The organism is Methylocystis sp. sgz306128 (assembly GCF_056032725.1).
In genome coordinates this window covers 257,022-279,795 of sequence record NZ_JBVYWO010000001.1, presented here as the reverse complement: position 1 = coordinate 279,795, position 22,774 = coordinate 257,022, and the positions used below count along the sequence as shown (strand labels likewise).

Genomic DNA, 22,774 nt, shown 5'->3' with positions numbered 1-22,774 from the left:
TTGCTTAATTAAAAATCATAAACAAAAGGAAAAACGCAATGACTATGCAATATTCACCAGCAAATATTTTAGCTGAACTGGATGCGATGAGAAATTGTGTTAGCGGACAAGCGAAAACAGATGCCGATGCACTGTACAATTTTTTTAACGGAAACCTGACACTTGATCTCGCAATAAAACAAAATGGCGTAAGTTTTGATTATGGCAACGCGTTAGCCTATTTAACCAACGCCGGGCCAATGATACAAACAGACGTAAATTCATATGCTTATTATATTGATGATTTGATATCACGGGACGGCGCATTCTCAGTCAATAATTTTTCAACAAATTACAGCAATGTGTGGGCTCTGTACTGTCAGATTGGAGCGTATACAAATTCCGCTAAAGCCAATACGGTTCTCTCCAGTATTACGACTGATACGAAAACATATTTTGCCATTATTGATAACGATCTAAACATTATGAACACGTGCGCGCCGCCTGCGGTAGGTTCGGATATCACGGCCTATTGCTTACAAGTGGTTCAGCAACTCGCCCCAGTCAATGGCACCATTATTTCAATGTTCAATGGCCTTAATACTATTGCCAGCGATGTCAGCGCGGCAAGTTCCACGGTGATCGATGCTGCGACCGGCCTGACAGTCACTGCAGAAAATATCGCTTGGGAATTGGATGGGGCGCCAACACTTGGAACCAGTGGTAATCTGGCCTTTCAAGGAAATACAAATTTTAATTTTAACAACGCGTTAAATGCTGCCGAATACGCCGTATTTCAGGCTGCGGACAAATTTGTGACAGGTTGCAACGCAGGTATCGCGCAAACGGTTAAAAACCACAAGCTTTCAGAGATGACGTCGTTGTTTGAGAATATCCTGACTGTCATCGCAAACTTTACATCAATCGGATCGTGTCTTCTTAAAACAGGGTTAAGCTACGCCAGCAAAGACTTGCTTAAAATTATTGCAGAAATGGGGTCCACAGCTTCCTCCGCAGCCACCAATGTCAAAAACGATTTAGCAATGTATGACGCTAGTCACTCCAACCCACATTCTACGCTATCTCTTGAAAGGACAGCGATGAATGATATCAAAGGTTTGCTCGACGCTGGGAACATAAACGGAAATGGCCTGAATGCACCAGCGCTCGCGTCGGGAAATCAATTGGTTTCGGACTATCAAACACTCCTGGACAACCTGAACAAATACCTGCCGCCTCAGGACGATATATTGTTCAAATCTGCAATTTACGACACAAGACCAAGCTACTTGCCAACGTCTTTAAATATTAATTATACAGACAATTACGGAAATAAATACTATTGCGGAACAAAAAACCTGCAAACTTTATTTGGATGCCACTGGGAAACCATTAATAACTGCAGAGGAGGCGCCTATACGTATTATACAATAGGAAAAACCTCCACCGCATGGACAGCAGATGACAATTACACATCGGTAACAGCCGCTCTTGTTCCAGCATTTTTCAACAATGGCCGGACGAACGGATATTATTTCGAAATCATTGGCCATGCGCCGCAAGCTTTCTGAAAATGGCGAACTGTCTGTTCATTCTGGCGCGGGGCAAGACTTGCCTGATCTGCAAATCGGATGGGGTCCGTTCAGATTGTGATCACATCGGATATGAACTGCACGCTATATGCGAAACCCTCGTCTGCCGCTGCTCCGGGTTTCAGAGCAGCGGAAATCAAGAAAAACTCAAGTAAAATTCTCGTCGCAGCGCGAACCGTATAAATGAGGCCTGTACAGCGCCGCATCCGCGAGAACAGGCTTCAGCGCCGCGATGAACCTCCCGGCCCAGAGGTTCACGCCGGCCTCGTCGCCGATATGATCCTGCCGGAATTCCACCAGCACATTGGCGATACCCGCCTGCGTCGCCAGATCGTAGAGCGTATCGCCCTTGAGCGCGCCGTCATAAGGTTCGTTGTCGCCGACATTGAGGCCCTGACGGCGCAACTGATCCATGAGCGGCCGGGCGAGGCGCGGGTCGCGGTCCCAGAGAATGCCGATATCCCACGGCCGTTTCCAGCCTTTCCATACTGGCGTAAAGGAATGAACCGAAACGATGACCGGCGCGCGCCCCACCGCGCTGATACGGCGGATCTGCGCTGCGGCCGCCTCACGGTAGGCCTGCCAGTAGGTTGTCCTGCGCGCTTCGATGCCGCGGGCGTCAATTTGGGCGTTGCCGGGCACAAGCGCGCCATCCGAAATGCGCATGACGAGCGTAGGGTCGTCGGCGCCGCGATTGGGGTCGATCAGCAGGCGCGAAAAGCCTGAGAGAACCGCCGTTGCGCCAAGTTCAGCGCTGATACGCCGCGTTATCGCTGCTGCGCCGATGTCATAGGCGATATGCCGCGCGAACTGCCCGGCGGGCAGGCCGAGCGTGCCGAATTCGGGCGGCAGCGCGTTGCTGGCATGGTCGCACAACAGCAGAACAGGCACGTCCTCGCGGCCCGCCACAATTTCGAAAACCCTGAACCCGCTCATTCGATCTCCATAAAAGGGTGACGCGCGCAGATAAATCCCTTAAGAGCCTAGCAACGCATCACCCTGAAAATAGCTGGAACAAACTGACGTGACTACGCAAAAAGCGTCCGACCCCGCTGCCGTCCTGGCTGTCTTAGTCGGCGCATTGGCCATGGCCTGCTCGCCGATCATGCAGCGGCTTGCCGATGTCGGCCCTTTCGCTGGCGCTTTCTGGCGCGTTACGCTGGCCCTGCCGCTGCTCTATGCCTGGACGCACCTGCATGAGCGCAATGCCGGGCCCGTCCCGCCGCTCTCCCGGGCCAGCATATTGGCGGGCGTCGCCTTCGCGGGCGATCTGTTCTTCTGGCACCTCTCGGTCAGCCAGACCACCGTCGCCAATGCGACCTTCTTTGCGACATCCGCGCCTGTCTGGGTGGTTGTCATCGGCTTTGTGCTGTGGCGCACCAAGGTGCAGCGCGCCACGCTGATCGGCCTTGGCCTGTGCCTGCTGGGCGGCGCGGCGCTCGTCTGGCAGACGCTGGCGCTCAACCCGAAACATCTCATCGGCGATATCAACGGCGCCATGACCGGCATCTTCTTCGGTGCCTATTTCCTGTGTGTCGAAGCGGCCCGCCGGTCGGCTTCCGCTGCACGCGTGACGCTGCATGTCAGCTGGATCAGCGCCGTTCTCCTGTTCTTCCCGGCCTATTTCTGGGAGGGGCACATCATGGCGCATTCGCTCAACGGCTGGCTGATTTTGTTTGGCCTGGCCTGGATCAGCCATGCCGGCGGACAGGGGCTTCTGTCCTTCGCACTAGGCAGGCTTCCGGCGATTTTCTCGTCGCTCGTCATATTTCTGGAGGCGGTCGCGGCCGCCGGCCTGAGCTGGCTCATTCTGGGCGAGCGGCTGGCCGCAATCCAGATTTTCGGCGGCATGCTGATTCTGGCCGGAATCTGGGTCGCCAAACCGCGCAAGTCGGCGGAGCAGCCACAAAACAGCCTCAGATTAGCGATTGACAGAAACCCGGACGCATCCAAGATAAGTTTCAATACTCTCGACGGACAGACGGATGAATTGGCATAAAGGCGCGGGCAGACATGTGGCGCAGATGATCGGCCTGAGTGCTGCCCTGCTCTGGGGCGGCATGAGCGCCGCCAGAGCCGATTTCCGGGTGTGCAACAATTCGGTCAACAGAATCTCCGTGGCGCTTGCCTATACCAACGGCGAAACATGGACCACCGAAGGCTGGTGGAACCTCAAGCCAAACGTATGCGAGCCTCTGCTGCGGGGGCCTCTTGCCGCGCAGTTCTACTATATTTATGCCATGGATGAGCGGGGCGGCGAATGGAAGGGCAAGACCTTCATGTGCACGTCAGATAAGGAATTCAAGATAACCGGCCGTGACGATTGTTATGTTCATGGGTATGACCGGACGGGATTTTTGGAAATTGATACCGGCAAAGACGCAAAAAACTGGACCGTGCAGTTGACCGATCCGACAAAGCCGCTTAGCGGACAATAGAGATTGCTACCAAAGGATTAGAATATGAAACGCCTCCGCCGCTGCAAAATTGTTGCCACTCTGGGGCCAGCTTCCGACACACGCGACGTTCTGGCCAAGCTGTTTGTTGCCGGAGTGGATGTGTTCCGCATCAACATGAGCCATGCCAGCCATGACGGCATGCGCGAGCGCATCCGCATGATCCGTTCGCTGGAGGAGGAATACAAGCGCCCCATCGGCATTCTCGTGGATCTGCAGGGGCCCAAATTACGGGTCGGCACATTTGCAGAGGGCAGCGCCCAGCTGACGAAAGGCGCGCCCTTCATCTTCGACTCGGACCCCACGCCCGGCGACGAAACGCGCGTCTACCTGCCGCATCCTGAAATTCTCAAGGCGCTTGAGCCGGGGCATATCGTGCTGGTCGACGACGGCAAGGTTTGCCTGCATGTGACCGCCGTCTCGGACGGCAAGGCCGAACTGCGCGTTACCGTGCCGGGCAAGATATCAAACAAGAAGGGCGTCAGCCTGCCCGACACCACGATTCCCGTCTCAGCCATGACGGAGAAGGATCGTTCTGATCTCGACGCCGCCCTCAATGAAGGCGTGGACTGGATCGCGTTGTCCTTTGTCCAGCGTCCGGAAGATGTTGCTGAAGTCAAGAAAATCGCCCGCGGACGCGCGCTCGTGCTGGCCAAGATCGAAAAGCCGCAGGCCATCGCCCGCCTCGCCGAGATCATGGAAATTTCAGACGCGTTGATGGTGGCGCGCGGCGACCTCGGCGTTGAAATGCCGCTGGAAAAGGTGCCGGGCCTGCAAAAGCGCATCACCCGCATGGCACGCCGCCTCGGAAAACCGGTGGTTGTGGCCACGCAGATGCTCGAATCCATGATCAATTCCCCTGTGCCGACCCGCGCCGAAGTGTCTGACGTGGCAACGGCCGTGTTCGAGGGAGCGGACGCTGTCATGCTTTCTGCCGAAAGCGCGTCAGGCCAGTTCCCGATAGAAGCTGTGGAGACGATGAACCGCATCGCCGTGGAAGTGGAGCGCGACTCGGTCTATCGCACCGTCATCAACGCCCAGCGCTCGGAGCCCGAGGCCACCGGCGCGGACGCTATAGCCGCAGGCGCGCGCGATGTTGCCGAAACGCTTGATCTCAAGGCCATTGTCGCCTGGACGGCCTCGGGCTCGACCGCGCTGCGACTTGCCCGCGAGCGGCCGCAGCCGCCCGTTCTTGCGCTGACCCCCAACCGCGACGCCGCACGGCGGCTATGTCTGGCCTGGGGCGTCCATGCTGTGGTCACCAAGGATGCGCATGACGTTGACGACATGGCCAAGCGCGCCTGCAAATTTGCTAGCCGCGAAGGCTTTGCCAAGGAGGGCGACCGGGTTATCGTCGTTGCCGGCGTTCCGTTCGGCACACCGGGCGCAACCAATATGATGCGCATTGCCTTTGTGCGCTCGGAAGCTGCCGGCTGGGGCTGATCTCCCGGCCCGGGACAAACCGCCCTAGAGCCCGGCGCGGCGGGCCACGCCGATAATGGCGCCGATCACCGCATCTGGCGCGCAATGATGCGGCGAGTGGCCCATGCCGGGCAGAATTTCGAGCGTCGCGCCCGGAATGGCGCGTGCCGACTGCACCGAATGAATGCTGGTGTAAACCACGGTGTCGCTGTCGCCCGCCACGATCGCCGTGGGCGCGGCAATTTTTCCAAGGCCCGGCGCCTGCGCCTTGACGAACTCATACAGGCCCGAGACATCCTCCGCATTGGCGGCAAATTGCTCCGGGCGTAAAACCATGGCCACGCCCGTGGCCTTGGCAAAATCGGGCGCGGGCGTCCTGGGCGAGAACACACCGGCTATCGCCGGACGCAGCGTGAGAAGCCCCGCAGGCAAAGCCAGAAGATTGGTGAACACCCAGCCAAGATAGGGCGCTGCCGCCACGTGATAATACCATGAAATGCCCCCCGGCCAGACATGTGTCACCGGCGAGAGCAGCACGAGGCCGCGCGTGAACCGGGGATGGGCGAGCGCTATATTCGCGGCCAGCGCGCCGGACCAGCTATGGCCGACAACGATAGCCTCATGGATGCCGATCTGGTGCAGGGCTGCAACCAGAATTTCCGCCTGCCGCGCCGGAGAGGCCGCGGCACTGCCCGAGATGCGTTCCGACCAGCCATGCCCCGGCCTATCCGGCGCGATAACGCGAAACCCCGCCGCCGCAAGCCCCGCCCCCAGCGGGCGCACCAGATCGGCATGATTGCCGCTCGCCCCGTGCAGGAGAACAACAGTCCCGCGCTCCGCCCCCTGAGGGCTGAGTTCGACCAGATGAATACGCCCGCCGCCCCGCAACGTCACGAAGCGGCCCTGCGGCGGATGCGCGTTGCTGATGCGCCACGACATCCAGCGGGTGAAGGCAAAAAGGCCGGCTATCGGAATGAGGAACCAAAAAACAATCATGCGCCGGACAAACCCACAAGAAGCAACTCATTCTTATACGTTGCCAAGGCGTCCGCAGTTTCAACGGGCCTTAAATTCCCTGCCCCTCGACCTCGACAGACAGCCGTTCGATTTTTGCGGCAAGATCGGGCGCCTTGGGCGTGAGCGCGAAAATCTGACGATAGACTTTAAGCGCTTCAGCCTTGCGGTCAAATTGCTCGAAAATTGCCGCCTCGCCCCACAGGGCGCCAAAATTACGCGGCTCAAGGCTGAGCGTGCGATCAATATCGGCCAGTGATCCGGTCAGGTCGCCCATCAGAAAGCGTACGGTGGCGCGCTTGTTCCAGCCTTCCTGCCAATCCGGCGCGAGGCGCACGACATGGTTGAGCAGATTGAGCGCCACATCCAGTTTGCCCTTTTCAACCGAGGCTATCGCCCGCGTCATCAGCATATCGAGGGTCGGCCCATCGCCCTCCAGCCAGATGTGCTGGATGCGCAGTTGCAGCGCCTTTGTGATCTCGGGAGTCTGCGCCTGCGCCAATTGCTCAAACAAGCGATCAATCTCTTGCGCATGCCGCGAACCGGGCGCGCCAGCAACAGGCGTCGCCGCAACAGACATGGCCAGCCCAAAAGCCGCGCAAATATACAGGCCCGGAATTCTCATGGCCTGAATTTAGGGCATAAACCGCCGGAAATGAAGAACGGGATCGCAATTATTTCGCAGGCAGCGCAACTGAGCGCCGACCAGACCCGCATCAGTTCAGCCACAACAAAAAGGGCGCCGCAAGGCACCCTCATGTTCAGATCATCGAGGAATGATCAGCCCTGACGCGCCTTGTAGCGCTTCTGGGTCTTGTTGATGATGTAGACACGGCCGCGGCGACGAACCAGTTGGTTGTCACGGTGACGCAGACGCAACGACTTCAGAGAATTACGAACCTTCATGATCGACCTCGGATTGCACCATATGACAGGATCAACCCGCCAAAATTTCGCCCAATGTCACGTGGCACACTCCGCCCCGCGCCATAAATTCAGAGCGGTTTCAATACCCATCCAATCCGCGCGCGTCAACAGCAAATCTGAAAGAAGCGCCGCTTCCCCGGGAAATTTCACAGCCAGCGCCCGCAGCGCCGCAAATTACCCTTGTTCCCGGCCATAATCCGGTCATCATATTGCGCGGGAACAGGAAAGACGAAAAACAATGTCAAAATCAATGGTCAGGATTGTGTCCGGCGTGATCTTGGTTCTCGCGGCTCTCTTCGGCTACGGCTTTTATCAGTCCAGCGTGATTCCCGGTGCCGCCGCTGCCGCCCAAACGGCTTGGGCAGGCGTTGAGGCCCAGTATCGCCACCGCGCGGAATTGACGCCCGCCATCGTCGATGTGCTGCGCAGCATCAACGACACCCAGACCGCGCTGATCGGCGATCTCTCGGCCGCACAGCAGGATATTCTCAAGGCGCCGATGACTCAGGCGCCCCGGAGCCTCGAAGACCTGCGCGCCTTCATGCAGCGGCAGGACAAGCTATCCCGCAATCTGGGGCTGGTTTATGATTTTCTTAAATATTACCCTGATCGCATGCGCGACGAAAAGATCCGCGCCACCATGTCCCGCCTCGAACAATCAGAACAGGACATCGTTGCCGCCCGCGGGCTTTACACCACCCGCGCCGCGAATCTGGACGCCATGCTGAGCCGGCCGCCGCAAAGCTGGATCGCGCAGCACCTGCAGCCCAGCCCCCAAAGTCTGAACTTTGACTTTGAACATGCCAGCACGGGCGGTTAGGCCCCTTCATCGTGAGCCCTCCCAACTCCCCATCCTGAGCTTGTCGAAGGACAGAGCGCGGATCAGAACAAGGGCGGCGAATGGCCGGGTGATGCCTAGCCGCCGGAAGAGATGCGCTCGACCTGCGCGCCGCACTGGCTCAATTTTTCTTCGAGACGCTCGAAGCCGCGGTCAAGGTGATAAACCCGGTTGACCATGGTCTCACCCTCTGCAGCCAGCGCCGCAATGACCAGCGAGACCGACGCGCGCAGATCGGTCGCCATGACCTGCGCGCCCGTGAGCTTGTTCACGCCCTCCACAATGGCCGAATCGCCATCCAGACGGATATGCGCGCCAAGACGGGCAAGCTCCTGCACATGCATGAAGCGGTTTTCAAAAATTGTCTCGGTTATGCGCGACGTGCCCTTGGCCATGGTCATCAGGGCCATGAACTGGGCCTGAAGGTCGGTGGGAAAGCCGGGAAAGGGTTCGGTTGTCACGTCAACCGCCTCGATGCCGCTGCCGTTGCGCTGGATGCGGATGCCGTGATTGGTCTCGCTCACAGTAGCGCCGGTCTTTTCCAGCGTGATCAGAGCCGAATCGAGCAGGTCTCGGCGCGCACCCTCAAGCACGACATCGCCGCCGGTCATTGCCACGGCAAAGGCATAGGTTCCGGTCTCGATCCGATCCGGCAGGACGGAATGGGCCGCGCCGTGCAGTCCGGCAACGCCCTCGATCTCGATGGTCGATTGACCGGCGCCGCGGATTTTTGCACCCATCTTGTTGAGACATTCGGCCAGATCGACAACCTCCGGTTCGCGCGCCGCATTGTGCAGAACCGTTGTGCCGCGGGCCAAGGAGGCCGCCATCAGCGCCGTATGCGTACCGCCCACCGTCACCTTGTCGAAGGTGATGTCCGCCGCGCGCAGGCCCGCTTTTGCCTTGGCGATCACGTAACCGGCCTCGATATCCACCGAAGCGCCGAGCTTTTCCAGCACCATGAGCAGGAGATCGACCGGGCGCGTGCCGATGGCGCAACCGCCCGGCAGGGACACCTTGGCCTCACCCATGCGCGCGAGCAGCGGCGCAACTACCCAGAAACTGGCGCGCATCTTGGACACGAGATCGTAAGGCGCAGTTGTATCGGCAATATTCTGTGCGCGCAGATGCACGGTCTGGCCGGTGGTCATCTGCTCGCCCGCGCGCTTGCCGTTAATCGACATATCAACGCCGTGGTTGCTCAGAATGCGCATGAGCAGATTGACATCGGCAAGGCGCGGCACATTGTCCAGCGTCAGCGTCTCTTCAGTCAGCAGGCTGGCGATCATCAGCGGCAGGGCCGCATTTTTTGCGCCGGAAATGGGAATGATTCCCTTCAGTTTCTGCCCGCCGCGAATGCAAATTTTATCCATGAAACCTCCGGGTCGCCCGAGACCCAATCAAATATCCGATTCCTGGGCCCCCGCTCCGGGGCTGCCCGCTGTGCGCTGGCGCATCTGCGCCTTGCGCCGCCTGAGATTTTCCCGCAGCGCCTGTGCGAGACGTCTCTCGCGTTCGGCCAGCGCGGCCGCCCGGCGCAACTGCGCCTCCGGCGAGAGCGAAATCCCGGCCTGTTGCTCCGCCGCGCAAATTTCCTTTTCGTCCTGCATGGACAATCCCGATTCTGCTATGGCATGAATTGAGACCGTTTAAGCGCTTTTAAGGCGCACTGCAAGAGCGGCCCCGCCGCCGCACACCCGCAATAGTGTAAGGAATGCATAACCATATCGGTCAAATAAGGCAAAAAATGCCCGAATGCCGTAAAAAAGCCTAAAATAATTGCGCTGGATCATGGTTGATAATGCGAAAAAATATAAATTAGGAACGCATTTTAAAAAACGCCCAAGGTTTGCAACCCGATTTTTTAACCAAGGTATTGAATCATGAAGAAATTAATCCTCGCTGCAGCGCTTTTCGCTGTTCCGCTGGCCGCTCAGGCGGCAGACCTTCCCTCGAAAAATTCCCCGCCGGTCGCGCCTGTCATGGCGCCCGTCGCGCCAGCGCCGGTCTGGACCGGCTTCTACATCGGTGCCAATGGCGGCTATGGCTGGGGCCATTCGAACCAGACCGATACTGCCCCGATCCCGCTCGGCGACGGCAGCTATAATCTGAACGGCGGCCTGCTCGGCGTCACCGCCGGCTATAATTACCAGATGAACAATTTCGTCGCCGGCCTCGAAGGCGACGTCGACTGGTCCGATCTCCACGGCTCGTCGGGCTCATGTGGCGCAAGCTCGCAAATCCCCCATGTCTGCGGCACCAAGATCCGCAGCTTCAGCACCCTGCGCGGTCGTCTTGGCTATGCCATCGACAATACGCTCATCTATGCGACCGGCGGTCTGGCCGTGGCCGACATCAAGGCTTATGACGATTATTATCCAGCAAGCGGAACGAAGACCCGCGCCGGCTGGACGCTTGGCGGCGGTGTCGAGCAGAAGTTTGATGCGCATTGGTCGGTCAAGGCCGAATATCTCTATGCGGATTTCGGCCATGCCAATTATTTCGATATCGTCCCGGGAACACCTGAGCGCGTCAGCGCCCATGCCAATGTCCTGCGCGTCGGCCTGAACTACAAGTTCTGAGACTGCATTCAGCTTTGATGAAGACCCGGCCTCCGGCCGGGTCTTTGTTTATCGGCAAGGCTTTGCGCCCCGCAGGAAGTTTATGCGAATTTCCGCGCCGCGACACTTGCACAATCCGCCTGCCTGTGGCAGAAGGCGCTCCATAAGTTCGGCTGCGGTAGCTCAGTGGTAGAGCACACCATTGGTAATGGTGAGGTCGCGAGTTCAATCCTCGCTCGCAGCACCAGTTTTTCACAATAATTGTGTTTTTTCATCCTCCGTCACAGGCGCACATCGCCCGGATGCTTGTCGCGCGGTGGCTTAACTCAACGCATTGCCGCCTTCAGCGATGGCGCGCCGGTCGTGACTGCAGCGCAATTTCAGCATCTATAACGTCGATAAGCCGGTCCGGCTCGCCGCCGCCCATGCCTTCATCTTCGGCGCGCTCCAGCGCAACCGCATCGATTTCCCATTGCCGGAGAGCTTCACTTTTCTGCTGGCTGGTGAGCGAAGCATCGCCAACGATGTCCTTCGGATCACGATAATGGCGCGCAGGTTCTGCGGCCCTATCCAAGGCTTTGCCGGTTGAAGCTGTTTTGCCCGTGGAAGCTGTCTTGGACATCGCCCTCTCCTTTCGTTGGTGCAAAAGCAGGCTTATTCAGCAGGACGCGCTTATCCTTATTCAATATGGTACCACGCCGGCGGTATTCAAGCCGGGCCGAGCATGTCCTGCGGCCGTACCAGCCGGTCAAAATCTGCGGCGCTGATAAAACCCGATCGCACAGCCTCCTCGCGCAAGGTTGTTCCATTGTGATGCGCAGCTTTGGCGATTGCCGCCGCACGATCATAACCGATGACCGGCACCAGCGCCGTCACCAGCATCAGCGATCCGCGCAGCAAGCTGTCAATGCGTTGCCGGTCCGGTTCGATGCCCAGGATGCAATTTTCCGTAAAACTGCTGGTCGCATCCGAAAGCAGCCGGATCGATTGCAGCACCGCATGCGCGATCAGCGGCTTGAACACATTGAGCTCGAGATGGCCCTGGCTGCCGGCGAAGGCGACAATCGTATTATTGCCGATGACCTGCGCACAGACCATGCAGAGGGCCTCAACCTGAGTCGGGTTGACTTTTCCCGGCATGATGGACGAGCCGGGCTCGTTTTCCGGCAGGTGCAGTTCCCCCAGTCCCGATCTCGGCCCGGAGCCCAGCAGCCTGATATCGCTGGCGATCTTGAAAAGACCCGACGCCAGCGCCGTCAGCGCCCCATGCAGGAAGACCAGCGCATCATGCGTTGCGATGGCCTCGAACCTGTTGACAGCAGCATGAAACGGCAGGTTGGTCAGTTCCGCGATGCGGCGCGCGAAATCGTCCGCGAAACGCGGGTGCGTGTTGAGTCCGGTGCCGACGGCCGTCGCGCCCTGCGCCAGCGCATAAAGCCCCGGCAAGGCGGCCTCTATTCTCTCGCGGCCAAGGGCGATCTGTGCGCCATAGCCTGAAAATTCCTGACCCAGCGTGACGGGCGTTGCATCCTGCAGGTGCGTGCGGCCGACTTTGACAATATCGGCGAAGGCGGCGCTTTTCTCGGCCAGCGCGCTGCGCAGCCGCCCGAGCGCCGGAAACAGCCGCCCGTGAAGTTCGCATGCGGCAGAAATATGCATGGCTGTCGGAAAACAATCATTCGACGACTGACCGCGATTGACATGGTCGTTGGGATGCACCGGAGATTTGGCGCCGCGCTGCCCGCCCAGACGCTCATTGGCGATATTGGCGATCACTTCATTGATGTTCATGTTGGTCTGGGTGCCGGAACCGGTCTGCCAGACCACGAGCGGAAATTCGTCATCGCGCAGACCGCCGGCAACTTCCGCCGCCGCAGCTTCGATCTGGCCGGCAAGGACAGGCGGCAACAGCCCGAGATCGCCATTCACGCGCGCTGCCGCCTGCTTGACGAGGCCCAGCGCATGGATGAGCGGCAGCGGCATTGTTTCATCGCCTATGCGAAAATTCTGCAACGATCTCTGAGTCTGCGCACCCCAATATTGCTTCGCGGCTACTTCTATCGGACCAAAGCTGTCGGTTTCGATACGTGTCGGGCGGTGCGGCATGTCGTCCTCCCAATCTGTGCCGGCTTGGGCCAGCTGGCCGGCTGTCCCGGCGCTGACGCGGCTGTTCCGTCATTATAGACGATAATCGGCCATCGCACATGTGACACCGCGCGCGGCAGGCAAATGAAGCCCGCCTCTGGATGATTTTCTCATACAAACAGACAGAAGGCTTGCTTCACATCAAGGCGGCTAAGCCTGAGGGCGCTACAATACCCCATCTGTCAGGCCCTGTGTGTCGTGTCTTGGAGGTTCACAATGTCCAGAAATTCCCTCGCCCGAAACTCACTGCTGGCGCTGGCCGTTCTGGCTGGCGGCCTGTCGATGCAAGCGCAGGCCGATGATGACGGCGGCTGGTTCTGGGGCCGCGGCATGATGGGCCACATGTTTCGCGGCGAAATGATGGGGCGCGGATTCATGGGCGACTGGGGTCCGGGCATGATGATGGGGCGCAGGTTCAGCAGCGAACGCCTTGACGCGCTCAAGACGGAACTGAACATCACCGCCGGGCAGCAGAAGGCGTGGGATGATTACGCCGCGGCCATTATCTCTTCCGCAAGAACCATGCGCGATGCACATGCCAACCTGCTTCAGGAACCCGATCCGACCACCCTGCCCGAACGCGTACGCCAGCATCAGGCCATGATGGCCGCGGGCGTTGCCGCCATGCAGGCTGTCGATGCCGCGACACTGACACTTTATGATGCGCTCGATGCCGGACAAAAGAAAAAGGCCGACGATCTCATCCTCGGCATGGGCATGATGTGATTATGGCTCCCGCCCAGTCGCAGCAGAGGACTGAACCGGCACGGAATGAGGCGGATGACGCCTTATGCGGTCCTTGCGGAACGGGACAGCGCATAAAAAACCACCCTCGCAGTCGCGAGGGTGGTTCGGATCGGGCTGAAACCGCGACGGGCCTGACGATCAGTCGCAGACGCGCACGTGACGGTAGCCTACGAAATTACCCCAGTAATCATAGGCGGCGCGACGCTCGCGATAGCAATGACGCACGACGACGGGCGCATCATAGACGTCCTCTTCGCCATAATAGCCGCCATAATAGGAACTTGCGGGTGCATAGCCATAACCATAGCCATGATCATGGCTTGCAAGAGCGCCACCAACCAGAGCGCCTGCGGCAATACCGCCGACGATGAGCGCGGCGTTGCGCCCGTCATTCGCGGAGGCTGGCGCCGCTGCGGTCAGCGACATGCCTGCAATAACGAGCGAAGCGAGAGACAATGCACGAACTTTGGTGAGTTTCATCATGGAATTATCCTTTCGTGAGCCAATCTATAACCAAAACGATGAACCGAAACTGAACCAATCGAGTCATTATTGAGACGCGGCGTCATATTCCGATCCACCAAAAAATCCGGGAGACACATGGCGGCCTTCGCCTTCAAAAAGTCCAAGCCCTGATGCATCCCTTGCGCGAAACTCACGGCTGCCCTTCAAGTTCCCGCCTGACGAATCAAATTCTGGAGGAAAAATTGGACCAAACCATGACGCAATGGATCAATGCCCCGGCGGGGTTCAATCCGTTTCTGGATGCCATTGCGACGGCGCTTTCCACCGCAGGCGTACCGATTCTGGTGCTTCTCGTGATCGCGCAATGGTGGAGCACCACGGACAGAATGTCCGTGCGTCATGTCTGCGTCAGTGCCGGCCTGAGTTTCCTGATCGGTCTGGCGCTCAACCAGTTGATTCTCCTGTTCATCCACAGACCCCGGCCCTATGACGCAGGTGTCAGCCATCTCATTGTGGCAAGAAGCGCCGACTGGTCCTTCCCTTCCGATCACGCCACAGCATCGCTGGCCATCGCCGTGGCCTTTCTCCTCGGCGGGCCAAGAGGCCGCGCCATCGGGCTGACGGCCATCGCACTGGCCATCTGCTGGTCGCGTATCTATGTCGGAACGCATTATTTCACGGATGTGATGGGCGGCGGAGCCACCGCACTCGTCGCTGCGCTGCTGGTGCACCTGCTCTACCGGCAGGGCACCCGCATCGACAGAGTCATAACCGGGATACTGTGATCGGGACGCGTATCCCGCAACACCCGCGTATTCACTGACCAGACTGCGCCAGCGCATTCATGGCCATGATTTCCTCACAAAATTTGAACATGTTTTCGCCCAGCGTATAAAGCGGCTGCTGGGTGGACCAATCCTCGATCAGGCTGCCATGTTCGCAGAGTCGGCGGATTTTACGATAAACAGAGGCCCGCGACATTTGCGCCGACTGGATGATGTCGTCAGCGCCGGTCGTCAGCCCGGCCATTTGCCGCTGGGCAACAATATCCAATATTTCACGGCACGCCGCATCAAGCTCAAAAAGACCGTATTTACGCTCCATAAGATTTAAAAAATGGAATGCATTCAAACGCTTGGGCATGATAAAAAGAGCCTCTCGGGATTGAAGGACGAAATTTTTATATAAAAAAGCCCTCATCGCCTATCATATGATAAATTATCAATAAACCCCTCGCCAAGCAAAAAAATTTTGCTTTTATTGTTTAAAGCGAACGTTTTTCAATAAATTTTATGAAAATTTATTCATTTGAATAAAAATCTTTTAAAATTTCGCCCAAATCACAGCACGCGTTAATTTTGATTTTCTCTTAATGATTTTTTCACTGTAAATTTATTTAAAATGAATCAAGTTCAAGAACAGCCTGCAATTGGATATTGCACCTGAATTTCGGAATTCAAAAATCTAACGCGACGTTGTTATTCGATCTTCTGAAAATCAGTGCAAGAGAGGTTTGCGGCGTAAATTGCAGACGATGGCCGCAGGCCGTGAGGCAATTGGCGCTGAGCACCATGCAGACCGCGTGGCATCGTGATATGATTTGCGCCGGAGGCGTCGTCCTTGCTTGACCCATGTCAATGCATGGGGTTAAACGCCGGGGCTAGCTGCTCAAAGTGAGACCATGTGTCACTCGCTTTTGCCAGATATTCGGTTTAGTGAGTAAGATGAATTGCAGCATGACGATCGTCGTCAATGGGACGTGACCGATGGATTATGATCAGGTTTTTGAAAACGCCATTGCCAGCCTGAAGACTGAAAAGCGCTATCGCGTTTTTGCAGATCTCGAGCGCGATGCGGCACGCCCTCCGCAAGCGGCCTATCATGCGCCGCAGGAGCAGCGGGACGTCACGATATGGTGTTCAAACGATTATCTCGGCATGGGCCGGCACCCAGCAGTTATTTCCGCCATGGTCGAGGCTGCGCAGAAATATGGCGTAGGCGCCGGAGGAACGCGCAACATTTCCGGTACAAACCATGCAACCGTCAAACTTGAGGCGGAACTCGCAGACCTTCACGGCAAGGAAGCGGCGCTGGTTTTCACATCGGGCTGGATTTCGAATCTTGCCGGCATCTCCACCATCGCGGGGCTGCTGCCCAATTGCCTCATCCTCTCCGATGCGATGAATCACAATTCGATGATCGAGGGCATCCGGCGTTCGGGCTGCGAGAAACAGGTGTTCCGCCACAATGACGCCGATCATCTTGAGGAATTGCTCCGCGCCGCAGGCAAGGACCGCGCCAAGCTGATCGTCTTCGAAAGCCTTTATTCCATGGACGGCGACATTGCCCCGATAGCGCGGATAGTCGAACTGGCCAAAACCTATAATGCCATGACCTATATCGACGAGGTTCACGCCGTCGGCATGTATGGCCCGCGCGGCGGCGGTGTTGCCGAGCGCGAAAAGCTGATGTCCGAGATCGACGTGATTGAAGGCACACTCGCGAAGGGATTTGGCACGCTGGGCGGCTACATAGCCGCCAGAGCATCGATCATCGACGCCGTGCGCAGCTTCGCGCCGAGCTTCATCTTTACGACGGCCCTGCCGCCGAGCGTGGCTGCAGCCGCGACCGCCGCCATCCGCCATCTCAAGGCCAGCGAAATGGAGCGTGCCCGCCACCGCAATCAGGTTGCACGCACCAAGCATGCCCTGAAGGCTGTCGGCCTGCCGGTGATGGAATCGCCGTCGCATATCGTGCCGGTCTTCGTCGGCAACGCAGAAAAGTGCAAGGCGGCCTGCGACATGCTGATGGAGCGGCACAATATTTACATCCAGCCCATCAATTATCCGACCGTGGCGCGCGGCACAGAGCGTTTGCGCATCACGCCAACGCCCTATCACACCGACGCGCATATCGCCGTTCTGGTGGACGCGCTTGTCGATGTCTGGAGCAGCCTTGGCCTGAGCTTCGCTGATAATTCCACGATCAGCGCGGCCCCGGCGCATTGCACCTATCCGGAGATGAAACGCGCCGCCGAGTAAATCTCAGTCGCGGCCGCCAAGCCACACGCCCAGCCGGCGCACCACTTCGCGCATATCCTCGGTTTTGCGTGCGAAACAAAGGCGGATATATTGCTCCGCGCCCGTGCCGAACGTGGAGCCGGGAGCAACGCCGAGGTTGGCGCTCTCGATCAGATCAAGCGCCAGCTTCCGCGTATCGGCCACGCCTTCGATCCGGCAGAAAAGATAGAACGCGCCCGCTGGCGCGGCGAAATGCACCTTGGGATGCGCAGCCATTTCCGCACAGATCATTTCGCGGTTCTGGCGCAGTCTGGCATTCTGCCGGAGGATGAAGTCCTCCCCCTGCTCAAGCGCCGCAATCGCCGCGCGCTGGGTAGAAACCGGAACACCGGATGTCGAAAACTGTATAAGATTTTCAATGATCTGACCCAGTTCGGGCGGGGCTTCCAGCCAGCCGATGCGCCAGCCCGTCATCGCCCAGTTCTTGGACAATGTCTGGACAAACATGATTTTGTCGTCGGGGCGCATGATATCGTGGAAGGAAGGCGCGCGCTCGCCCTCGTAGACGATACGGCCATAGATTTCATCGGCGATGATCCAGATGTTGCGGCTTCGCGCAAAATCCAGCACCTGCTGCAATTCTTCGAGGCTGGCGGTCCAGCCGGTGGGATTGGAGGGCGTGTTGATGATGATCGCGCGCGTCGCGGGCGTCGTCGCTGCGGCAAGATCGTCGATATTGAGGAACCAGTTCGCCGGTGCGCCGCCGCGCTCGGCCAGCACCATCGGCACGTCCACCGGCTTCGCGCCGGCAGCGATCAGCGCGCCGCGAAAATTCGGCCAGGCCGGTGTCGGCACCAGCACCTCGTCGCCGCCGCCGGCGAGTATGCGGACGGCCGTCTGAATGGCATGCATCCCGCCAATGGTGACAAAAAACCGCTCGGGCGCGAAAGGCTGGCCGTGCAGAGGGCCGTAAACCCGCGTCATATAGGCGGCAATGGCGGCGCGCAGATCAGGAATGCCGCGCTGATAGGTGTAAAAAGTCTCGCCCGCCTGCAGGCTGCGGCGTGCGGCTTCGCAAATAAAGTCAGGGGTGGGCACATCGCCCTCTCCCACCCAGAGCGGTATGAGCCCCTGCCGGTTGCGCCCGGCATTCATGACCTCGACTATGCCGCTTTCCGGCAGATCAATGGCTTCGCCGCGCAGATTTTGCAAAAAATGTTCCTTGACTTGCCCGTTCATGACGACCTTTCGCTCACCGCAGCCAGGCGCCTCTCATAGCGTGACTTCCCCGCTCATTAAAATGAATAAATGAGATTTATCCGATAAGAATTATCGATGGAAAATCCGGGTCAAACCCCGGCTTTCATGCTAAGGCGCGCGCTTTGACAGAAGATCGCGGATCTCCGTCAGAAGAACCTCAGTATTGGATGGCGGCGGCGGCGCGGCAGGTTCAGCCGCCTTGGGCTTTTTGAGGCTGTTCATCGCACGGACGACAAGAAACAGGGCAAAAGCCACAATGATGAAATTAATGACGATGGTGATGAAATTGCCATAGGCCAGCGTTGGTCCGGCTTTTTTCGCGGCCTTCAGCGTGGAAGCGGCAGGGCCGCCAAGCTGGATGAACACATTGGTGAAATCCGGCGCATGCAAGATGCCGCCGACAATCGGCATGATGATGTCCTCGACAAGCGATGTCACGATCTTCCCAAAGGCCGCGCCGATGATGACGGCGACGGCGAGGTCAACGACATTTCCGCGCAGGGCAAATTCTTTGAAATCCTTCAACATGTCATTCCTCCAAAATCAGGAACAGCGCTCGTGCAATGCATAAACGGTGTCCGATTATTTGATCCTTGTCAAAGTGAATGGCGCCAAGGCACAATGCGCAGAGGATAATGAAAAGACGAGACCCTGCATCATGATCGCCACATGGGGCGTCCTGCTGAGCGCGCTGCTCTATCTTTGCGGACTGTTCGCCGTGGCCCATTTCGGCGATACGCGCGGCCAGAAATTCGTGCGTGGCCGCGCCCGCACGATAATCTACGCGCTTTCGCTCGCCGTCTATTGTACGTCCTGGACATTCTTCGGCTCGGTTGGCGTGGCCTCGAGTTCGGGAATGAGTTTCGTTCTGATCTATATCGGCCCGATATTGGTCTTCGTTTTCGGCCAGAATCTGCTGGAGCGGATCATTTCGCTGGCCAAATCGCAAAATATCACCTCAACGGCCGATTTTGTCGCCGCGCGCTATGGCAAGTCCGAAGCCGTTGCCGCATTGGTGGCCCTCGTTACGCTGATCGGCATCATTCCCTACGTGGCGCTTCAGCTCAAGGCGATCGCGACATCGCTGGCCGCGGTGATCGACGCCATCGAACAGACCGGCGCCGCCAATCTGCCTGATGTCGGCTTTGCATCCGTTGTGGTGCTTGCCGGTTTCACCATCGCGTTCGGCACGCGGCGCATTGATGCGACGGAGCATCAGGACGGCCTGATTTTCGCCATTGCGGCTGAGTCGGTCGTCAAACTGCTGACATTTCTTGCTGTTGGCATATTTGTGACCTTCGGCATGTTCAAAGGCGTCGGCGACATTTTCAGCCATGCGCTCCAAGACCCCGATGTCACGGACGTGATCACACGCTGGCCAAGCCCGCTCAATGCTATTCTGATGATCGCCGTTTCCGCGATCGGCATTATCGTGCTGCCGCGCCAGTTTCACGTGACGGTTGTTGAAAATCGCAATCTGCGCGACCTGCGCACCGCCGGCTGGGTCTTTCCGCTCTATCTGGTGGCGATCAACCTGTTCGTGCTTCCCATCGCCATTGCCGGCCTGACTTTGTTTCCCTACAGCACGGTTGACCGCGATCTCACCGTGCTGGCGCTGCCGATCCTGGCCAATTCCGGCCTGATGGTGCTGGTGGCGCTCATCGGCGGCATATCGGCGGCGACAGCCATGATTGTGATGGCCAGCGTTGCCCTGTCCATCATGATTTCCAACGATCTCGTGATGCCGCTGCTGCTGCGCACAAACCTGTTCAAACACCGGGCTGCCGTGCCGGATTCCTCGACACAGGTGGCGCTGGGGCCGATCGTTCTCACCATCCGGCGGCTCGCCATCCTGTTCATTCTTTTCCTCGGCTATGGCTACATGCGGCTGATCGGGCAGCAGTCCCTGTCTTCGATCGGCACGATTTCATTCGCCGCGGTCGCGCAGATCGCGCCAGCTTTTTTTGGCGGTCTTTTCTGGACGCGAGGCACCGCGCGCGGCGCAATAGCCGGGCTGATCGCGGGGACGGCGATCTGGTTGTACACGATGTTCCTGCCCTCGCTCGACATTCATTCCACGACGCTGCAACAAATTCTGACGGACGGCCTGTTCGGTTTCTCCTTCCTGCGTCCGGACAGTCTGTTCGGAATTCAGATGCCGGACGTGCCGCTTGGCATTTTATGGAGCCTCGTCCTCAACCTCATCTGCTATATCGGCTTTTCGCTGCTGCGGCCCATGAATGACAGCGAACACGTGCAGGCGCGGATATTCACCGGCCTTGGGCTGGAGCCGCTGACCCACGATCTGCACCTCGGGCAGACCAGTGTTTCACGCCATGAACTGCAGGTGGCAGTGGCCCGCTATCTGGGACAACAGCGCACCGCCAAAGCCTTCGACGATTTTGTCAAGGAACGGCGGCTCGATCCCAATCCGCAGGCCAGCGCCGATATCCATCTGCTGAAATTCGCCGAAACCCTGCTGGCCTCCGCTATCGGCGCGGCATCTTCCCGGCTGGTGCTGACCTTGCTCCTGCGCCGGCGCACAGTCTCCAAGCGCGCCGCCCTGCAATTGCTGGACGACGCCTCCACGGCCATTCAGAACAGCCGCGATCTGCTGCAGCATGCGCTGGATCACGCCCGTCAGGGAATTACGGTGTTCGACGCCGAATTGCGGCTGGTGTGCTGGAACCGCGAATATGTCGAGCTTTTTGACCTGCCGTCATCGCTTGTCCATGTCGGCGTTTCGCTGGAAAAGATCATCGAGGTCAATGCCGGACGCGGCCTTTATGGCCCCGGCCCCGTCGACGAGAATATTGCCCAGCGTATGGCCATCGTCACAAATGAAGCAGAGCCATACCGGCTGCGCCTGCCAACCAATGTCGTCATCGAAACCCGTTCGGCGCGCCTGCCGGACGGCGGCCTCGTCACCACCTACACCGATGTCACGGACAGCGTGACGGCGGCGGATGAACTGGAGGCCGCCAATGAATCGCTGGAGCGGCGCGTGCGCGAGCGCACCGAGGAACTGCTGCGCCTCAATCAGGAACTGGAGCGCGCGAAAAAGGAAGCCGAAAACGCCAACCTCTCAAAGACACGCTTTCTGGCTGCCGCCAGCCACGACATTCTGCAGCCGCTGAACGCCGCCCGGCTCTACGCATCGTCTCTGGCCGAACGCAAGGAAAAATCGGGCGACGAAGATCTGCAGATGGCACAGAATATCGACGCCTCGCTGGAAGCGGTTGAGGAAATTCTTTCGGCGCTGCTGGAAATATCGCGCCTCGACGCCGGCGCGCTGAAGCCAGAATTCAGCCATTTCCGCATCGACGATATATTCCGCCAGCTCGAAATGGAGTTCCAGCCCATCGCCCGCGAGAAAGGGCTCAGGCTGACCTTTGTGCCGTGCAGCCTGACCGTGCGCTCGGATCGGCGCCTGTTGCGGCGCATGTTGCAGAACCTCATATCCAACGCGATAAAATATACGGTGGAAGGCCGTGTGCTCGTCGGGTGCAGACATTTGCGCAAGACCCTGCGGATCGAGGTGATCGATACGGGCGTCGGCATTCCGCTGGCCAGCCAGAAGCTGGTGTTCAAAGAGTTCCAGCGCCTTGAATCGGCCACGCGCTCGGCCAGTGGTCTCGGCCTTGGCCTCTCCATCGTCGAGAGAATGAGCCGCGTACTCGATCATCGTCTTGGCCTGCGCTCGGGAACCAGCCGCGGCTCGGTCTTTTCCATCGAATTGCCCTGGGTCGCGGATCTGCCGCGCGTCACCGGTCTGGCTGCGACGGCAGCAAAAGCCGTGCAGCAGCCGCTGTCAAACCTGACCATACTGGCCATCGACAACGAACCGCGCATTCTGGAAGGCATGAAGGCGCTCTTGCAGGGCTGGGGATGCGTGGTGCTGACCGCCGAGACGCTCAAACAGGCGCAAAGACGGTTCAAATCCGCCAATCCGGCGCCGGATGTCATCATCGCCGATTACCATCTCGATGAAGGTGACGGCCTCGACGCCATCACGCGCCTGCGCTGGACCTTCAATTCCGAATTGCCGGGCATTTTGGTCACGGCGGACCGTTCGCCGGAAGTGCGCGACCTTGCTGCCGAGCGCAATGTTCATCTGCTCAACAAGCCGCTTAAGCCCGCGAGCCTGCGGGCCCTGCTCTCGCAATGGGCGGCGCGGCGCCCGGCCGCCGAATAAGGGTCACGCCAGAGCACTGCCTCAATTGTCGTCATTGCGAGCGCAGCGAAGCAATCTCTAGATCTGGCATTTGGGATTGCCGCGTCGGCTTTGCCTCCTCGCAATGACGCTTTGTGCCGCGCTTCGGCTGTCGCCTCAAGCGGAGAAGGGATG

The 22,774-nt window shown here is 58.5% G+C and carries 22 protein-coding genes and 1 tRNA gene; 11 read left to right on the top strand and 12 right to left on the bottom strand.

From position 1 onward, the window contains the following. Positions 1–38 precede the first annotated feature (38 nt). The gene (locus AC0N03_RS01290) at positions 39–1,550 is read left to right on the top strand and encodes a hypothetical protein (protein WP_474286575.1); all 1,512 of its coding nucleotides are present in this window, start codon (positions 39–41) and stop codon (positions 1,548–1,550) included. A gap of 168 nt (positions 1,551–1,718) precedes the next feature. Here AC0N03_RS01290 and AC0N03_RS01285 read toward each other — a convergent pair whose 3' ends face one another. Continuing rightward, positions 1,719–2,507, bottom strand: a complete 789-nt coding sequence (locus AC0N03_RS01285) for an N-formylglutamate amidohydrolase (RefSeq protein WP_474286574.1) — start codon at positions 2,505–2,507, stop codon at positions 1,719–1,721. An 88-nt stretch (positions 2,508–2,595) separates the two neighbouring features. On the opposite strand from AC0N03_RS01285, the gene AC0N03_RS01280 reads away from it, so the two are divergent. From AC0N03_RS01280 to pyk, 3 genes are read left to right on the top strand one after another with little or no spacing between them, the layout of a single operon-like run. Then, the gene (locus tag AC0N03_RS01280) at positions 2,596–3,570 is read left to right on the top strand and encodes a DMT family transporter (RefSeq protein WP_474286573.1); all 975 of its coding nucleotides are present in this window, start codon (positions 2,596–2,598) and stop codon (positions 3,568–3,570) included. Next, positions 3,557–4,009 (top strand): DUF1036 domain-containing protein, encoded by a 453-nt coding sequence (locus AC0N03_RS01275; RefSeq protein WP_474286572.1) that lies wholly within the window; start codon positions 3,557–3,559, stop codon positions 4,007–4,009. The genes AC0N03_RS01280 and AC0N03_RS01275 overlap by 14 nt, the downstream gene beginning before the upstream one ends. Positions 4,010–4,033: 24 nt before the next feature. After that, positions 4,034–5,470 carry a pyruvate kinase gene (gene pyk / locus AC0N03_RS01270; RefSeq protein WP_474286571.1) on the top strand — a complete coding sequence of 479 codons (1,437 nt, stop codon included), beginning with the start codon at positions 4,034–4,036 and terminating at the stop codon, positions 5,468–5,470. A 24-nt stretch (positions 5,471–5,494) separates the two neighbouring features. On the opposite strand, the gene AC0N03_RS01265 is transcribed toward pyk, so the two are convergent. From AC0N03_RS01265 to ykgO, 3 genes are all read right to left on the bottom strand, one after another. Further along, positions 5,495–6,445 carry an alpha/beta fold hydrolase gene (locus AC0N03_RS01265; RefSeq protein ID WP_474286569.1) on the bottom strand — a complete coding sequence of 317 codons (951 nt, stop codon included), beginning with the start codon at positions 6,443–6,445 and terminating at the stop codon, positions 5,495–5,497. 70 nt (positions 6,446–6,515) lie between these two features. Beyond that, on the bottom strand, positions 6,516–7,043 hold the full coding sequence (locus tag AC0N03_RS01260; protein WP_474286568.1) for a tetratricopeptide repeat protein: 528 nt from the start codon (positions 7,041–7,043) through the stop codon (positions 6,516–6,518). A 200-nt stretch (positions 7,044–7,243) separates the two neighbouring features. Next, positions 7,244–7,369, bottom strand: a complete 126-nt coding sequence (gene ykgO, locus AC0N03_RS01255) for a type B 50S ribosomal protein L36 (protein WP_474286567.1) — start codon at positions 7,367–7,369, stop codon at positions 7,244–7,246. A gap of 259 nt (positions 7,370–7,628) precedes the next feature. On the opposite strand from ykgO, the gene AC0N03_RS01250 reads away from it, so the two are divergent. Then, positions 7,629–8,210, top strand: a complete 582-nt coding sequence (locus AC0N03_RS01250) for a LemA family protein (RefSeq protein WP_474286566.1) — start codon at positions 7,629–7,631, stop codon at positions 8,208–8,210. 95 nt (positions 8,211–8,305) lie between these two features. On the opposite strand, the gene murA is transcribed toward AC0N03_RS01250, so the two are convergent. Then, a complete protein-coding gene (murA, locus tag AC0N03_RS01245) occupies positions 8,306–9,601 on the bottom strand; it encodes a UDP-N-acetylglucosamine 1-carboxyvinyltransferase (RefSeq protein WP_474286564.1) in 1,296 nt (431 codons plus the stop codon). Between the two features lie 27 nt (positions 9,602–9,628). After that, positions 9,629–9,838 (bottom strand): hypothetical protein, encoded by a 210-nt coding sequence (locus tag AC0N03_RS01240; protein WP_474286563.1) that lies wholly within the window; start codon positions 9,836–9,838, stop codon positions 9,629–9,631. Between the two features lie 273 nt (positions 9,839–10,111). On the opposite strand from AC0N03_RS01240, the gene AC0N03_RS01235 reads away from it, so the two are divergent. Then, positions 10,112–10,810 carry an outer membrane protein gene (locus AC0N03_RS01235; RefSeq protein WP_474286562.1) on the top strand — a complete coding sequence of 233 codons (699 nt, stop codon included), beginning with the start codon at positions 10,112–10,114 and terminating at the stop codon, positions 10,808–10,810. A gap of 151 nt (positions 10,811–10,961) precedes the next feature. After that, a tRNA-Thr gene (locus AC0N03_RS01230) sits at positions 10,962–11,036 on the top strand. A 96-nt stretch (positions 11,037–11,132) separates the two neighbouring features. Here AC0N03_RS01230 and AC0N03_RS01225 read toward each other — a convergent pair. Continuing rightward, positions 11,133–11,411, bottom strand: a complete 279-nt coding sequence (locus AC0N03_RS01225; protein WP_474286561.1) for a hypothetical protein — start codon at positions 11,409–11,411, stop codon at positions 11,133–11,135. An 86-nt stretch (positions 11,412–11,497) separates the two neighbouring features. Continuing rightward, the gene (fumC, locus tag AC0N03_RS01220) at positions 11,498–12,895 is read right to left on the bottom strand and encodes a class II fumarate hydratase (protein WP_474286560.1); all 1,398 of its coding nucleotides are present in this window, start codon (positions 12,893–12,895) and stop codon (positions 11,498–11,500) included. A gap of 255 nt (positions 12,896–13,150) precedes the next feature. Between fumC and AC0N03_RS01215 the strand changes: the two genes are divergently transcribed. Next, a complete protein-coding gene (locus tag AC0N03_RS01215) occupies positions 13,151–13,660 on the top strand; it encodes a Spy/CpxP family protein refolding chaperone (protein ID WP_474286559.1) in 510 nt (169 codons plus the stop codon). A 159-nt stretch (positions 13,661–13,819) separates the two neighbouring features. Here the strand turns inward: AC0N03_RS01215 and AC0N03_RS01210 are convergent, their stop codons facing one another. Continuing rightward, positions 13,820–14,164 carry a hypothetical protein gene (locus AC0N03_RS01210; protein WP_474286558.1) on the bottom strand — a complete coding sequence of 115 codons (345 nt, stop codon included), beginning with the start codon at positions 14,162–14,164 and terminating at the stop codon, positions 13,820–13,822. A gap of 224 nt (positions 14,165–14,388) precedes the next feature. Between AC0N03_RS01210 and AC0N03_RS01205 the strand changes: the two genes are divergently transcribed. Continuing rightward, positions 14,389–14,931 (top strand): phosphatase PAP2 family protein, encoded by a 543-nt coding sequence (locus AC0N03_RS01205; protein ID WP_474286557.1) that lies wholly within the window; start codon positions 14,389–14,391, stop codon positions 14,929–14,931. Positions 14,932–14,962: 31 nt separating this feature from the next. Here the strand turns inward: AC0N03_RS01205 and AC0N03_RS01200 are convergent, their stop codons facing one another. Beyond that, positions 14,963–15,346, bottom strand: a complete 384-nt coding sequence (locus tag AC0N03_RS01200; protein ID WP_474286556.1) for a hypothetical protein — start codon at positions 15,344–15,346, stop codon at positions 14,963–14,965. Positions 15,347–15,912: 566 nt separating this feature from the next. On the opposite strand from AC0N03_RS01200, the gene hemA reads away from it, so the two are divergent. Continuing rightward, positions 15,913–17,187, top strand: a complete 1,275-nt coding sequence (gene hemA / locus AC0N03_RS01195; RefSeq protein ID WP_474286555.1) for a 5-aminolevulinate synthase — start codon at positions 15,913–15,915, stop codon at positions 17,185–17,187. Positions 17,188–17,190: 3 nt separating this feature from the next. On the opposite strand, the gene AC0N03_RS01190 is transcribed toward hemA, so the two are convergent. Beyond that, positions 17,191–18,405: a pyridoxal phosphate-dependent aminotransferase gene (locus AC0N03_RS01190; protein ID WP_474286554.1), complete on the bottom strand. Its 1,215-nt coding sequence runs from the start codon at positions 18,403–18,405 to the stop codon at positions 17,191–17,193. A 129-nt stretch (positions 18,406–18,534) separates the two neighbouring features. Continuing rightward, the gene (mscL, locus tag AC0N03_RS01185) at positions 18,535–18,954 is read right to left on the bottom strand and encodes a large conductance mechanosensitive channel protein MscL (protein ID WP_474286553.1); all 420 of its coding nucleotides are present in this window, start codon (positions 18,952–18,954) and stop codon (positions 18,535–18,537) included. 130 nt (positions 18,955–19,084) lie between these two features. On the opposite strand from mscL, the gene AC0N03_RS01180 reads away from it, so the two are divergent. Beyond that, positions 19,085–22,621, top strand: a complete 3,537-nt coding sequence (locus AC0N03_RS01180) for a hybrid sensor histidine kinase/response regulator (protein ID WP_474286551.1) — start codon at positions 19,085–19,087, stop codon at positions 22,619–22,621. Positions 22,622–22,774 lie beyond the last annotated feature (153 nt).